General features: G+C 47.3%; 9 protein-coding genes and 3 pseudogenes. 3 read left to right on the top strand and 9 right to left on the bottom strand.

All coding sequences use genetic code 11. The features are described from left to right. Nucleotides 1-479: 479 nt before the first annotated feature. From PM3016_RS39420 to PM3016_RS07800, 4 genes are all read right to left on the bottom strand, one after another. Nucleotides 480-911, bottom strand: a complete 432-nt coding sequence (locus PM3016_RS39420) for a transposase (RefSeq protein WP_238540466.1) — start codon at nucleotides 909-911, stop codon at nucleotides 480-482. Next, nucleotides 908-1,765 (bottom strand): IS110 family transposase, encoded by an 858-nt coding sequence (locus PM3016_RS07810; RefSeq protein ID WP_014369040.1) that lies wholly within the window; start codon nucleotides 1,763-1,765, stop codon nucleotides 908-910. Before PM3016_RS07810 ends, PM3016_RS39420 begins: the two co-directional genes overlap by 4 nt. 214 nt (nucleotides 1,766-1,979) lie before the next feature. Next, complete coding sequence (locus tag PM3016_RS07805) at nucleotides 1,980-2,912, bottom strand: NAD(P)-dependent oxidoreductase (RefSeq protein ID WP_014369039.1); 933 nt, start codon at nucleotides 2,910-2,912, stop codon at nucleotides 1,980-1,982. Between the two features lie 408 nt (nucleotides 2,913-3,320). Further along, nucleotides 3,321-4,109: an SDR family NAD(P)-dependent oxidoreductase gene (locus PM3016_RS07800; RefSeq protein ID WP_081473145.1), complete on the bottom strand. Its 789-nt coding sequence runs from the start codon at nucleotides 4,107-4,109 to the stop codon at nucleotides 3,321-3,323. A gap of 127 nt (nucleotides 4,110-4,236) precedes the next feature. On the opposite strand from PM3016_RS07800, the gene PM3016_RS07795 reads away from it, so the two are divergent. Next, nucleotides 4,237-4,584 carry a winged helix-turn-helix transcriptional regulator gene (locus PM3016_RS07795; protein ID WP_041616545.1) on the top strand — a complete coding sequence of 116 codons (348 nt, stop codon included), beginning with the start codon at nucleotides 4,237-4,239 and terminating at the stop codon, nucleotides 4,582-4,584. Between the two features lie 207 nt (nucleotides 4,585-4,791). Here PM3016_RS07795 and PM3016_RS41320 read toward each other — a convergent pair. Together PM3016_RS41320 and PM3016_RS07780 are read right to left on the bottom strand one after the other, a co-directional pair. Further along, nucleotides 4,792-6,347, bottom strand: a protein-coding gene (locus PM3016_RS41320; protein ID WP_420798945.1) for an IS3 family transposase whose coding sequence is annotated in 2 segments (ribosomal slippage) — nucleotides 4,792-5,696 and nucleotides 5,696-6,347 — 1,557 coding nt in all. Because the reading frame shifts where the segments join, the coding sequence is not laid out codon by codon here. 215 nt (nucleotides 6,348-6,562) lie between these two features. Next, nucleotides 6,563-7,786, bottom strand: a pseudogene (locus PM3016_RS07780) (IS110 family RNA-guided transposase). Nucleotides 7,787-8,182: 396 nt separating this feature from the next. On the opposite strand from PM3016_RS07780, the gene PM3016_RS07775 reads away from it, so the two are divergent. After that, nucleotides 8,183-8,839, top strand: a complete 657-nt coding sequence (locus PM3016_RS07775; protein WP_014369036.1) for an SDR family NAD(P)-dependent oxidoreductase — start codon at nucleotides 8,183-8,185, stop codon at nucleotides 8,837-8,839. Nucleotides 8,840-9,305: 466 nt separating this feature from the next. On the opposite strand, the pseudogene PM3016_RS41550 reads toward PM3016_RS07775, so the two are convergent. After that, nucleotides 9,306-9,464 (bottom strand): annotated as a pseudogene (locus PM3016_RS41550) (IS110 family RNA-guided transposase); the annotation flags it as partial. A gap of 224 nt (nucleotides 9,465-9,688) precedes the next feature. Continuing rightward, nucleotides 9,689-11,764 carry a serine hydrolase domain-containing protein gene (locus PM3016_RS07770; protein ID WP_013914865.1) on the bottom strand — a complete coding sequence of 692 codons (2,076 nt, stop codon included), beginning with the start codon at nucleotides 11,762-11,764 and terminating at the stop codon, nucleotides 9,689-9,691. 658 nt (nucleotides 11,765-12,422) lie between these two features. Between PM3016_RS07770 and PM3016_RS37115 the strand changes: the two are divergent. Next, nucleotides 12,423-12,710, top strand: a pseudogene (locus PM3016_RS37115) (tyrosine-type recombinase/integrase); the annotation flags it as partial. A 681-nt stretch (nucleotides 12,711-13,391) separates the two neighbouring features. On the opposite strand, the gene PM3016_RS07765 reads toward PM3016_RS37115, so the two are convergent. Further along, nucleotides 13,392-14,189, bottom strand: coding sequence for an arylamine N-acetyltransferase family protein (locus PM3016_RS07765; RefSeq protein ID WP_014369035.1), 798 nt, complete (start codon nucleotides 14,187-14,189; stop codon nucleotides 13,392-13,394). Nucleotides 14,190-14,682 lie beyond the last annotated feature (493 nt).

Raw genomic sequence — 14,682 nt, 5'->3', positions numbered from 1 at the left:
GACAGATTGCTTGTGAAGCCCAGCCAACCTGGTATTAGACCGTGAAAATAAAAAGTTGTAACTAACCTGGCAGCCATTAAGCTCCCTCAAAGAATAAGGATTTTCACACGAATGCTCGCTCATTCGCAGGATTTCACATGGAAGTTTCACATAGGAACTCAGATGAGTGGAAAGTAAGGGCCAGGAAATCCGTTTGAGCGCATGCGGGAACAGAAGGTGTTGATTCATTTTACAACATCTTCCATAAAATAATTCTGCTGCACGCCTCTCTCCACAAGGTCCTTGGGGATTTACTCTCCCAAATCTCGACGGGTCTATGCCCTCACATTCCTTCGTCCTATCTATCCAAGGTGTGGAGTCCGATCAACGTTAACGGAACGGGTCTTTGCCCTAAAGCGTAAAGATCTCGGTACTCCGTGCTTTCTTTGTGAAATCCTGCGAATGAGCCAATCTACGTGTCTGGGTTACAAGTCTTAATTTTAAGCTGCTAATGGTGGCTGGGCCTTATCGGGGGAAAATGCCTGTCCTTCCCTCGCCAAGGCTACAAGGATTCGAGCCAGTTTCCCAATCAACTTCATCATGGACTGCATTTTCGTCATTCGTTTCACTTCGGTATTGTGTACATGCATGGCTTGGAAAGCTCCATTAAAAGATAACAGGTGAAACACAGTGAAGTATAAATGCTTACGTAATAATGAGTTGCCTCGTTTGGTGAGCTTAATTTGTCCCTTATACTTGCCAGAACTTCGTTCTGCTAAGTTCAATCCTGCTTTTCGTAATAACTGCTTCCCGTGAGACAGCTTACGTAAGTCCCCGCCAAATGCTAATATGGCAGCCGTTGCAGGAACGGAGGCACCTACAGATCGAATGAGATCCGAACAAGGTATTTCAGGCAGCGCCTTTTCAATCATCTGGTCTGCTTCATCAATGATTCGGCGTATTCTCTCATTCTCTCATATTCCTCAATGAGGTGCCTCAATTCCCATTTGTCTTCTTCAAGGGCACTCGTGTCTCCCACGCTATGTCTGGCAAGTGATTGAAGCTCTAACGCCTTGTTCTTACCGCGCTCACCGCCAGGTCTGGTCATGTACTCACTCCAGATTTGCACCATTTGCTCCGAGGTTAGCTGCAATATGTCAGAAGGGGCTGGAAACCGGCGCAAGGTAGCCAATGAGCGATCACTAAAAATGTCATCAAATGCTTGTCTGTATTCGGGAAAACGGATATCGAGCCAGCGGTGGATTCTGTTTTTAATACGTCCAGATTTAACAACCCAGTGCTCTCTGTTTGTAACCATAACCCGTATACGGCGGAATGCTTCATCCTTTGGAGCAAAGGGCGTGTAAAACCCGCGGCTCACTGCATCGGCAATGACCAAGGCGTCCTTTGGGTCACTCTTGGAAGGAGAGTTATCTCTGTTTTCCTTATTGCGTTTGGTTGTCATTGGATTGACAAGAGCCACATCAATTCCTTGACCCACCAACCAGTTGGCGATATTGAACCAATAATGGCCGGTGCTCTCCATACCCACAACGACGTCATTCATGCCGTGCATCTTCTGTAATTTCCGAATGCTCTGTTCTAAATGCTCGAAACCAGCAAGGTCATTCGAAAATAAAATGGGGCGCTTGGTGAGGACAATTCCTCGAAAATTAATGGCTTGTGCAGCGTGTTTCTCCTTGGCAATGTCAATGCCTATAACCAGAGTGGAAGTAGAGATTCGTTCTACACGTTGATTTTGAGACTTTATTAGATTAGACTTCATGATAACGCCTCCTAAGGTGAGTTCTGAGGGCTGCAACCCAGTACATACTCATCCTAGCGAGGCGTCCATTTTTCTGCAAATCGGATCTCTTAAGACCTACAGGAATGTTAACGGGCAGTATAGCGCAGCAATGAGTACAATTTATGATACGGATCCCCCCCCCCGGTTTGTTATGAAAAGATAAAAGGCCATCCCGTCAGGAATGGCCCAGTTTTTATGGACGAATATTGGACTTCTTGAAGATTTCAATGAGGCTAGTGAAGCTATTGCCGGCATGACCGTTCTCCATGCCGCGTCTGAAAACTTCCAAAACAGCGGTTGGCAGGGTGATATCGATGCCGGCATCTTGGGTCGTATGAACGACGTGCTCGACGCTCGCCATTCCCATGGCAAGTCTGTCCACGTCACCGGGATATTCACCCGCGTTAATCCGGGGTGTGTAGAACTCGATGAACTTCGGCAGCGACGACATTGTCTCGGCGGCGTATGGCAGAAACTGCTCAGCCGTAATACCGTTCGCTTGGGCCACCGCAGTGGCATGGAGGTAGCTGAGCATGGCTGTCCAGAACATGTCCATCTGGATCTGGTAGTATAGTGCCGCAAGTCCCGGATCTTCTCCCCGATAGTCAGTTCCGGTCAGGACTTCGAGTGTCTCCTTGTTGGCCTCAAACACCTCTTTCGGGCCGCTGTAGTAAGTGGAGGACTCTGGTTTACCGATGCCAGAAGGAGGGACCTGAACGCCGCCTGTGATGTGCCGGGCTCCACGGTTGGCCAACCACTTCGCCGCCTCGCGAGCTTTCTCCGGAGTGTCCGAGCTCAGGTTGACGAGAACCTTGCCGGACAGATTCTCCGATGCCGGTTCAAGAATAGTGTACATCGCATCGTAGTCCGTTAGGCTGAGGATGACTAGCTCATTGGCCGCCAACGCTTCGTGGACCGTCGACGCCTTAACGGCTCCTTTTGTTATGAGTTCGTCTGCTTTGTTTGAAGTCCTATTCCACACGGTCACCTTAAAGCCATGCTCAAGGAAAGCGGCCGCCATCGCCTTACCCATCGGACCAAGCCCGATGACCGTCACCGATTTGCTCTTCCCAACTGTATTCTCGGTTCCAACACGAATGTTCTCACTTCGATTGCTACTTCTCAATGATAAAACTCCTTTCGGATGAGATTAAGCACATCATAGAGGATTACACTAGTGTCAATGTCAATAAGAATAAAAACGGCCCAGGAGCCGATTCATCAAGCTCCCGGGCCTTGATTGCGTAAGATAATTTTCTTTTTTTACTCATTTTGCTCAGAAGGCTTAAAAACTCATGACAACCGGTCGCAATTAGGGACCGCTAATGACCAGGTCCGGACGGAAGGATTCAGGAGTGTGAGAACGATTGCACAATAAAGACACCTCGGCAGCTGATCTGATGATCGGCTGCCTTTTTCTATTAAAGTAACGAAAGAGCCACAATATATTGATTCTCGACGACAAAACAACAGCCGGGAATTAATCATTCGGCTGCCGTTTGGCTGTTTGGCTTGAATATATCGCTTCGTTCAGTCACGGGCGTAATCCGCCGATAGTGTAACCGCCATCTACGAGTATGCTCTGACCAGTAACAAAACGAGCGTCGTCGGAGAGAAGCCAGACCACTGCATCCGCCACATCTTCGGATTGACCCACCCGCTGTAAGGGAGTTTGCTTGACGAAGGGAAGCGCCGTAGTCTCGTCGCTTAGAACCTCCTGCGACATTGGGGTTGCAATCATTCCAGGACTGACATTGTTAACTCGAATGTTGCTAGGACCAACCTCCAAAGCCACGGTTCTCATCATTGCATCGAGTGCTCCCTTGGAGGCAGCGTAGCCTGAAGTACCTGCCATTGCCCCATGCGCCGTCCACGAAGAAGTGTTAACGATCGAGCCTCGGATTCCACGGTCGAGCATGGCTGCGATCTCGTATTTTAGACAGGCGAACACACCACGCAGATTGACTGACATCAGAGTATCGAAATCTTCAAAGGATAGCTTGTGGACAGGTGAGAAAGCACCAAGAATGCCGGCGTTGTTCCAAGCCATATCCAGACTACCAAATACATCCAGCGTCTTATTTACAAGCGCTTCGACCTGACGAGGATCGGCAATGTCAGTCTGAACAGCGAGGGACTTACCTCCCTGAGAGACAATTTCTTCATAAACTTCTTGAAGCTCTTTCGGCCGTCGGCCCGCTATGACAACATTGGCTCCTTCTTTACCGAGTCTTAGCGCTGCAGCGCGGCCCATCCCGGTGCCGCCTCCAGTGACTATCGCTGTCTGGCCCTCAAATCGCTTCATCTCTTTCACTTTCCCCATTGCAATCATTCCCTTCACATATTGGCTACCGTTGGCTATTTCATTATATTTAAGTTAGTAATATACTTAAAGTATGCAAATTAATAATACTTAGTAACAGAAATAATACTATGCAAGGGGTAGAAGGATGGCAAATGCTCCAGAAAAAAAGTGTCCAGTCGAAACGACGATTGATGTTATTGGTGGAAAGTGGAAAGGAGTGATTCTTTATCACTTAATGGGCGGAACGAAGCGTTTCGGCGAACTTCGCAAAATTTACCCTCAAGTCACTCATCATATTCTTACCTTGCAACTACGGGAACTCGAACGTGAAGGTATCATAGAGCGCAAAACGTACAACCAGGTGCCGCCAAAGGTAGAATACTCGCTAACGGAATTTGGTAAAACCTTGAACCCAATTATTTTACTGATGAAAGAGTGGGGAGAGCTTTATAATGAACGAGCAAGCCGGCATCCTCTTTCCTCGGATGATTGACCATGTACCGCCAAAAGGGCCGGGATTACTGTCCCAATGCAGTCACGAACAGTCCCTTTCTCAATTTTCACCCTTATGACTGCAAAGGTAATCAATCATAAAGAAGAGTTAGGTCATTGAGCTAGCTGGGAACGATAGCACAACACCAGGGAGCAGATTCGCTGTGAACAGCCCCCCGTCAAGTAGACAGTACAAAAAATAAAAATCTTAAGCGGCCTTGGTCCTGTATTCCATTGGACTGAGGCCGTTTAGTTTTGCTTGTAATCGTTCGTTATTGTAAAAATCGATGTAAGCCAGAATGTCTCTCTCAAGCTCCTCAAAGGTTTGGTAAGTGTGTAGATAATACTTCTCGCATTTTAAGGTCCCCCAGAAGGATTCCATCGGCCCGTTATCGATACACCGCCCAACCCGGGACATACTTTGAGTCAGTTCGTTATCGTCCAAAAGCTTTTTGAAGTCAAGTGAAGTGTATTGAAATCCTCTGTCACTATGAAGCATTGGTTTGCTTCCTGGAGCTGCTTGCAAGGCTTGCTTCAACGTCTCGAAAACAAGTGGGTTGTTGTTGGAATGCCCCACTACTCTGGAGACGATGGATTTATCATGAAGATCGAGAATCGCGCTTAAATACGCTTTCTGACCGTTGCCGTATTTAAATTCTGTTACATCCGTTACCCATTTCTCATTGGGTTCAGCTGCTTGGAAATTACGATTCAGCACATTCTCGGCCACGTGCTGGGGAGTAGAATGAGGGTATTTCTTTCTCTTCCTGCGGATGACCGACTGGATTCCCTTGACTTTCATCAGCCGGTACACGCGTTTATGGTTAATCGTCTGTCCGGTTTCCTTGCGCATGTGGAGTGTTAATTGGCGGTACCCAAAGGTTTTCTCTACTTTTTCATATATGGACATCATCATCTTTGTCAGCCGCTCATTCTCCTGCTCACGAGAGCTGGGTTTGCGGTTTAACCATTTGTAATAGCTTGAGCGTGCAACTCCTGCGACTTCACACAGAAGTTGAATGCTGATCGACTCCTCTTCCTGAAGCGCTTGGATGGCAAGGTAGACGTTCTCTTGGCGATATTGGCTTAGCTTCGCCTCCTTTGGATTTCCCGTAACTTTTTTAGAAATGCATTCTCCGCCCGAAGCCTCTCCATTTCGTATTCCATCTTCTTCATCTCGAGCTTCTGGCGATCTGCCTCCGTCATCTCTTCCGGCGCCTTCTTTCGCCCCCGGCCATCCTTTAAAGCATCCGCACCGCCGGCTTCGAATTTCTTCACCCATTGATATACTTGCTGGTAGGAGACCTGAAACTGGCCAGCTGTCTTATGATAGTCATGCTGATGTGCCAGGCAATAGTGGACGATATCGATCCTCTCATCCCACGTAGTAGAGCGACCCTTTGTCATAGCTTGTGCTTCCCCTTTGTAGGCTTTTAAGCTGCTATGACCATTATACTTCTTAATCCAGTTAGAAAGCTGCGTTGTACTTGAGATCCTGTATTTGTCGATGATCCGGTATTTTGACAATCCACCCTCTACATAATCTTTCACCGCTTGAAGCTTCAGCTCAGCGCTGTAACTTCGATTGCGAGTACTTCTTTCCAGTCCTTCATACCCATATAGCTTATAACGACGCTGCCATTTCATTAAAGTTGTTTTATTCATACCGTATCTTTTGGTTGCAGCGATAAAACCAATTTTTCCACTTGAAACTTCTTCAAGGATAGCAAGTTTCTCCGTAGCACAGTATTTTTCTTTAGACATGAAAAAGCTCCCCTTACAGTAACAGGTTTTTTATTATTTCACCTGTCTACCGTATGGGGAGCGTATCACTGCGAGCAGCTGCTCCCTAGTTGACGTTAAGCTACCCTGAAAATAACTCATAGCGTATAGCCTAAAAAGGCAGCACGAAACTAGGCGCAGCTGCTTCAATTTTTTAAAAGCTGCGTCTTCCTCCAAGTAATGATGTTATTTCAGAACTAAGATACTTCGGTAGTGGCCAAAGTAACAGAGTATCCTAAGTTTTCTAACTTTCGAACCGTCTGTCTGACAATGGCGTCTTGCTTTCGCTTCTCAAAGTAATCAGAGCCTAAATCCGTGTAATCTTCCTAGCGTGTTATCAGATGGTATGCAATAGTCATGATGGAGTGAGCAACTGCAACAGCTGCTCTATGTCCGCCTTTACGGGCTGCAATGCGTCTATACTGAGCACCGAGGTAGTTGTTCGATCCTCGAATGGAATGGGAAGCTTCAATGAGGGCAGAGCGGAGGTACTTGTTGCCTTTTCGGGTTTTGGAGGGTTTGCGCTTACCTGCACTCTCATTATGCCCCGGCACAAGGCCGATCCACGAGCAGAGGTGTGGTGCACTCGGGAAACGGGAGGCGATATCGGTGCCGATTTCAGCCAGGATTTGCTCAGCGGTCCGTCTGGCGACCCCTGGAATGGTATCCAGGCGATCCAGATCTTGCTGAAAAGGGTCGAGCCGTTTGGCTACCTCCATATCCAGTTCGGAAATCTGTTCATTTAGGAAGTCGATATGCGTCAGCATGCTTTTGAGGATGAGACGCTGGTGTGCAGTCATGTTCCCCCGCAGCGCAAGCTCTAGTTCTTCTTTCTTTTTCTTCATGGTTCGGCGTGCGAAGCCTGCCAGCTTCTCCGGATCCGTCTCCCCATTCACCATGGCCTCCAGCATGTCCCGGCTCGAGACGCCCATAATGTCAGAAACGACAGAAGCCAGCTTAATGTTAGCCCCTTCCAGAACCTTCTGAATCCGGTTGTGTTCACGGGCACGCTCCTGGATTAAGCTTCGGCGGTAGCGAACCAGCTCTCGCAATTCACGTTGGTTCCGGTCCGGAATAAAGCTCGCTTTAAGCAGGCCGTGCCGTAATAAATCGGCGATCCATTCCGCATCTTTCACGTCTGTCTTGCGGCCGGGAACGGCTTTCATATGCTGTGCATTCACAACCAGAAATTCAATCTGTTCCGCTTCAAGCAGGTTGACGATTGGCTTCCAAAAAACGCCGGTGCTCTCCATGGCCACGTGGGTGCAGCGGTGTTCCTTGATCCAATCGATAAGTTCAAGAAGAAAGACCGTATGGGTACGGAATGTCTTGATCTCCTTTCCTTCAGGAGTAACGATGCAGGCTGTGATGGACTTCTTATGAACATCCAACCCGCAAGCTCGTTCAATAAGAACTTCCATGATACTCACCTTTCTTCGGCAAATTGAATTGAGGACTGGCGCAACAACCAGCAAAAGGGTTAATCTACCCTGCGTGCTTCCCCAAAGGGAGCGACATTCCGTGGTGCACCATGGTCGTCGGAGTCAGACTAAAGGTTGGGTTCGCAACACCATAGCTTATCGACCTTCCTCACCAGCCGTAAGAATAGTATAAGGCAGGAAGTATAAATTTTCATGATTCCGTGGTGCCGCGTTCGCGCGGCATGGATGGCTAAAGGGCAGAATAACGTAATAAACAGTTGCACTGCTTAGCTGAGAAGAAGTGGTTGACGAATCTATATATTTCGATATTATTAAAAATATAGAAACACCAAATTTATGTATTTAAACTAATATCAGAAAGAAGGCGTGGTAAGGATGAGCCATAAACCTCTGTTAGTCATCGTCGGTTCTGGACCGGGAGTAAGCGCCAGTATAGCCAAAAAGTTCGGAAGCAATGGCTTCCGAGTGATTCTCATATCAAGAACCGAATCATCACTGCAACGCAGCTTGGAATCCCTTCGACAGTTACAAATTGAATCGCACGGAATTACTGCAGATGCATCAGATCCGGATTCATTAAAAACAGCCTTTAAACAGATAAAAGATTCATTTGGAACCACCGATGTTTTGGTATATAATGCGGCACACATCGTGCCAGGGGATCCCCTTTCGTTAACTGAACAGCAGCTTATTGAAGATTTTAAGGTGAATACTGTTGGTGCGTTGACCAGCGCTCAACAAGTAATTCCGGATATGGTCGAACGTAAACAGGGGACACTCTTTTTCACAGGTGGCAGTATTGCGCTGAATCCGAATCCCCTTTATACCTCTTTATCCATCGGCAAAGCAGCGACCCGCTCGCTTGCACTTTCAATAGCGGAGACAGTGTCTCCCTTTGGAATTTATGTAGGTCAGGTTCTAATCGCTGATCATGTCAAAAAGGGGACGTATTACGATCCAGACCGGATAGCCGACGTGCATTGGGAATTATATAACAAAAAAGACCAGAGGGAGTATTTGTTTAGGGAATGATTGTTGACGCTCGTTCAACTATCGGGGAACGTTAGTTGAATGCGAAGAGGCTTTTATTTAGACAGCCGGCCAGATGACCGCGGCTACATTAACCAGGGAGCAGATCGCCGCGCGGCAGCTGCTCCCTGGTCTCGTTAAAGTAATGGGTAATTAGCCTGTAAGTGGACCTTGTTTGAGCAAAGAGTCTATACAGCTTGCCCCCTTTTTGCCCCCCACAGCCTGAAAAGCAATGAACCTAGATGAAAATTGATTCTCATTAATACCTTATTTCTCAAGGATTTTTATGTGTTATAAAACCCAATAAAAGCCTTCACTAATAAAGTTCGAGACGGAAGGATTTATCGATTAAGCCTTATAGATCAAGGGTTTGCTGAATCGTTTAATAGCTTTTGTCCGTTTTTTGCCCGGTTTCCGGGCAAGACATATGTTTCGTAGAGGGCGAGTGCATCGTCCTCTATTTTTTTTTGTTCTTGAAGGAAAGATGCCGATTGGAAAGGACGATTCCCCGGAAGTTGGTGGCTTCTTCGACATGAGTTTACTTTGCCATATCAATTCCTACAACCAGGTGAGAGGTAGTAATTCGTTCAATCCGTTGATTTTGTGCGTCAGATTGCTTAAACTTCATAGTAAGGAGCGCCTCCTTGATGGTGTAGTGGACAAACCCATCATACCGAGGCGCTCCTTTTTTGACAAAGCCGTTTTCTTAGGCTATACAGGAATGTTTAGCCATCCATGCCACGCGAACGCGGCACCACGGAATCATGAAAATTCCAACTTTTCTTGAGGAGTCTTCTTCTTACTTATACGCAGGACTGTATCTTGGCCAGTTATGAAATACCTATTGCGACGTTACTGCGCGGAAATCTCGAACTTCGTGCCGGCATCCCCGGCGAAAACAATCGATCCTCCCGCAGGCAGCTCGACCTGATCATTGGTTCCGATGACACTGAAGTAGATACATGTCCCCTCTGCATTATAAACAGCGAAGGAAGCCTTCGAGGACATGCTCACCTTAACGGTTTTGCCCCCGTCTTTATCGCTTATCGTATACCATTTGGCGTAGCCGCTCGACGGAATGGTAACGATTGACTTCTCAGCGACGTTGACAGGCTTCACGGCGTCCTCGTTTACTAAGATGCTTCCACCAATATTCAGGTACTCAACGCCGTCCAGTGTAAAGAACGTATAACCTGAGAGATCCCGGCCGCTCGTTCCTGGAATTTGCAATTCGGAGACGGCCGTATTCGGGCCTGTTATTCGCTTATCCAACACGTACCCCGGCAATTGTTTCGACACATTCAATTGGATGGTTCCCGACACCAAATAAATGAGCGACGTATACTTCTCATTCAGTGGATAATACTTCTTGCCGTCGCGCTGAATCCATGCTTCTTTTGTCTCTGTCGGAAGATCTTGGGGCTGGAGCTTCTCGGCGTTGTACTCTGAAACTGCCCTCTGCCCAAGACCCGGCAGCGAAGCGTATTGACGCATCCATAAGTAGATGCGGCCGTTCTCCTCCGTCACGAAGCTGATCATCACATTCCCATCCGCACTCTTGAACGTGCCGTCCGCCGAATACTCGAAGATCTGGGCCGGATTATCGGGCGACTGCTCCGAAGTAATGGACATGACGCCGCCTTCGGTAATATCGATGTTTATCGTTGTATTGGTCGCGCCATAGATTCCCGAATACTGCAGCACGGACTCCGGCATATTAGCCTTTACCGGCACACCGTACGACTTTTCAGGTTTAAATTCGGCAATTGTCCCGTTCTCCTTCAGTGCCTGAAGCAGGATTTCTTTCGCCAGAAGCTCGTCGAACTCGCTGCGCCCGCCGGAAGAGACGACAGCTGCTGCCATGTTTTGCTCGGGAAGCACAACGAGCGATGAGTGATAGAGAAACGTGTTCCCGCCTTTGGTCAGCGCCTTTATTCCGTATTCGCCGAAGGGATACAGATTGACACTGTCCCAGCCGAGACCGTATTCGGTTGAGTTGTCCGCATCATCAGGCCACAAAGGTGTCTTATACTCGTCTTGCGCCATGGCCGCAGCCGATTTGCCGGACAAGACTTCTTCCGCTTCCCCCGTGAAAATTTGCGAGAATCGAGCCAAATCTTCCGCCGTGGAATAAATGCCTCCCGTTCCGATCACGTTGAACGTCTCGTTGGGAAGTTGCCCTGCGTAGGTAGGATAATAGAGTCCCGCCATCTTCGCTGTGTTCGGAGAATCGAGCGGCGTCACCGTATTGGCCATACCCAGAGGTTCCGTAATATATCGATGGATATAAAAGGTAAAGTCCATACCGCTGACTCGCTCGATCAGAATCTGGGCCAGCGTAAATCCGTCGTTGCAGTAAACTGAATAAGCGCCGGGGTCCGCCTTCAAGGTCTGACCGGCCAGTTGCTTCAGTAGTGTGTCGTAGGCGTAAGTATCGTTATCTTCGAATAAAAAGGCGTTCGTCATCGACGATCCGTCCAGACCGGAAGAATGATTCAGCAGCATGCGCGGCGTAATCTGCTTGTAACGTTCATCCTTCATCGTAAACTCGGGGATATACTGGACGATCGGCGTATCGAGATCGATTCTATCTTGGTCGACCAACTGCATGACGGCAACCGTGGTAAACATTTTACTCGTCGAGCCGATCCCGTACATCGTGTCTTTCGTGAGCGGATTCTGTCCCTTCTCATTATTCTTGCCGGATTGGCCGGATACGACGATGCTGCCATGATCGATAATGGCGTACTGCACGCTGTTCGTTCCGTAAGTATTCGTGAGGAGATCTGCCTTCTCCTTCGCAGCTTGCCTGGTTCCTTCGTAGGTGATCACAGAATCAGCTTTAATAATTGTTGGTCCTGCTGAAAGGAAAATTAGAGATGAACATAAAAAAAAACTTGCGATGATAACATTTTTTTTGTTAAACATTTGTAAATCCTCCTTAAATTTATGAATAAATTCCGATTAAATATAACACAACAAACTGCGCTTGGATAAATTTAACAAAAAAATAATATTATCCCTGAATTACTCCTATCTTGCCTGCCATTAGCCATTCATGCAGCACAATAATCAGCGCTGCACCACAGAGGATGAATTTTCATGGTAGCTTAATCAACTTTACCAAAAAGGGGATGCCTCCACACATCATCTGGAGGGCATCCCCTTTATTACGTATCACTTATATGTGCGCATGTTTTTTAGTACACCTAAGTTATAGGCAATGTAATGCGATGACCTATGAATATGATAGTGCTCAGTTTTTAATCCTCCCTTAGCGAAAAAAAGGCTGCCGGATAATAACCGGCAGCCGATGGTTTAGTTCAATCAATGATTGCTTTTTCTGTACTTGTAGGTCCTTACCAATAATTTCTGTACCTTCATAGATGACACTATGACCCGTTGAGACATGGAAGTGAGAATCTCTAAGGGCGAAATGGAGACGTGCATGATATGGAACAAACTGGGGGAAGTTCCCTTCCCTCTATTCCCGCATACCCTTTTCTGCCCCAACCCCCGAACTTCTCTAGCATTCATCTAATACTACAATTCTGCTAAGGGTGAAATCCTGCGAATTCATGAGTTAAAAGACAATATTGTATTTCATCAGCATGATGGAAGATGGCTTCGTACTAATGTCGTTCGTGATTATTTTAAAGCCGTATGTAAAAGAGCAAACTTACCCGTTCTTTCCCCCCACGCACTTCGCCATTCTCACGCAGTCCACCTACTTGAAGCGGGCGCAAATATAAAATACGTGTCCGAGCGACTTGGACACGCAAGCGTAAAAATTACCGCAGACACGTATCTGCATGTCACAAAAAAAATAGAGGACGATGCGCTCGCCCTCTACGAAAGATATGTTCAAAAATAATCGGTGGGAAAAATGTGGGCAAACCACACTTTGGTCCCACCGAAACCCTTGATCTATAAGGCTTAACCGATCGAACCTTCCATCTCGAACTTTATTAGTGAAGGCTTTTATTGGGTTTTATAACTCATAAAAACCTCGAGAAATAAGGAATTTATTGAGAATCAATTTTCATCTAGGTTCATAGCTTTTCAAATTGTGGGGGGCAAAAAGGGGGCAAATTGTATTGACCTTTTGCTCAAACAAGGTCCACTTACAGGCTTATTACCCATTACTTTAACGAGACCAGGGAGCAGCTGCCGCGCGTCGATCTGCTCCCTGGTTGTTGTGCCATCGTTCTTCGTTTTGATCAGAAAAGCACATTCCGTCCCCAGAAATATGATCGTTCGGGTCCCTCTTCTTGTGTACTTTTCTTTCCGGTACACGCCTTAATAGCATCATAAACACACGTTTATGTAACATAGATTTTGGCACGAGTTTAGACACCATTAGACTACACGAATGTATGGGATTCATAGTAACTTAAAGATTGTTTCTTAAACGGCCGTTTTTGAGACTCAGCGGGCAGACAAAAAGGAGGCAAGGCTAGGCCCTCCACCTCTCTCTCAACTTTTCACATTGTTCTAGTTTAGGATCTGCATCGCGACAAGCCCCTTTACAATAAAGAGTACGCAACGCAACATCTTACCGAGGTCTACGCATCCCGAAATATCGCCACAGAAGTTCCCTGTAGCTAGACTCGTCTACCGGTGTCTTGGTCATGACTCCGTCACACCACTCCGTGAAGAAGGAGGGGGTCAACGTGATCGTTCCGCGCTCCGTGACCTTCGTGACAAGCGGTTTCTTGTTGAACGGCGAGTCGGAATGCTCGGCGATTATGCGCTGAATCGCATTCAGCTCGGTATCGTCGGTAATAGTCTTCGCGGTATCGAATACGTAGCCGGTCATCCACTCGCTGTGCTTATGCTTCAGCTTCATCTCCAGGACGTAATCACCAAGCTCGGCATGCTCGCCGTACGCCGGGACAATACGAAAGTCCCCATTCGAAGAGGAGACAGGCTCGCCTGATAACGGCAAAGGTCGCAGCGGCAGATTACTGCCGAATCCCGTATCGATGAGGTAAGTCCGATTCTCATGCCGGAGCAGAATCGTAACATGCGTACGTCCGGTGGCCGGGTAACGCTGCTTCTCGTGATTGTATACCACGCCGCTGACCAGCCGGGCGTCCAGTCCGTTGTCCAGCATGAAGAAGTAAAACAGTGTATTCAATTCATAGCATAGGCCTCCTTCACCTTGAACCGTTATTTTGTCCAAAAGCTGCTCCTTTGAGATGGTCTGCGTTCTGGATTCGATGATTGCAAAATTTTCAAAAGGGACCGCGAATGCCGTTCGTTCGAGAACAGTGCTCAACTGATCGAACGTAAGCGGTCCGTCGTTCAACAATCCGATTCTTGCCCGAAATGGTGCGTTCACATTGCTCATGATTCGTACCTCCGAGACTCAACAAGAGATGATCAGCTTCCATTATACGACGTTCATGCGAAGAAGTAAGCTGCTTAAATGGAAATATTGTGCTTATTTCCCCTGAAACATTGGAGTACTAAATGTCTCACATTGAACCTTATTCAGCGACCTTGATTTCATTATAATTCAGTTAACGCAATAAGCTGCCGATCCATTACAGCTGAAGGTCCACAGATCCTGACCGCACAATAATGTAAGTATAGGTCGACCAACGAGATGGTCGACTTCTTTTTATTGGATTGGGCATAGCATGCTCCGACGCAATGCAAGGTCTCCCGCATGATGGTCATTGGGTGTTGCTAATCGAGCAAATTTACGGCCCCATTGCGTTATCCTGCCCGTTACTTTAATGAAGAAGGAAGCAGCTGGCGCGGCGAACTGCTCCCTAGTTGTTGTACTATCGTTACCCGATACCGTAACAATTCGAGGTTCGCCTCCTTACGCAGACGAA

This window comes from Paenibacillus mucilaginosus 3016 (assembly GCF_000250655.1).
Lineage (GTDB): Bacteria > Bacillota > Bacilli > Paenibacillales > NBRC-103111 > Paenibacillus_G > Paenibacillus_G mucilaginosus.
This window is presented reverse-complemented; position numbering and strand designations above follow the sequence as displayed.

Bases quoted from the DNA above. Each gene is read 5' to 3' on its own strand.
- PM3016_RS07800 (WP_081473145.1), bottom strand. From the start codon at position 4,109: ATGGGGAAAGTGAAAGAGATGAAGCGATTTGAGGGCCAGACAGCGATA.
- PM3016_RS07795 (WP_041616545.1), top strand. From the start codon at position 4,237: ATGGCAAATGCTCCAGAAAAAAAGTGTCCAGTCGAAACGACGATTGAT.
- PM3016_RS07765 (WP_014369035.1), bottom strand. From the start codon at position 14,189: ATGAGCAATGTGAACGCACCATTTCGGGCAAGAATCGGATTGTTGAAC.
- PM3016_RS07810 (WP_014369040.1), bottom strand. From the start codon at position 1,765: ATGAAGTCTAATCTAATAAAGTCTCAAAATCAACGTGTAGAACGAATC.
- PM3016_RS07770 (WP_013914865.1), bottom strand. From the start codon at position 11,764: ATGTTTAACAAAAAAAATGTTATCATCGCAAGTTTTTTTTTATGTTCA.
- PM3016_RS07775 (WP_014369036.1), top strand. From the start codon at position 8,183: ATGAGCCATAAACCTCTGTTAGTCATCGTCGGTTCTGGACCGGGAGTA.
- PM3016_RS39420 (WP_238540466.1), bottom strand. From the start codon at position 911: ATGATTGAAAAGGCGCTGCCTGAAATACCTTGTTCGGATCTCATTCGA.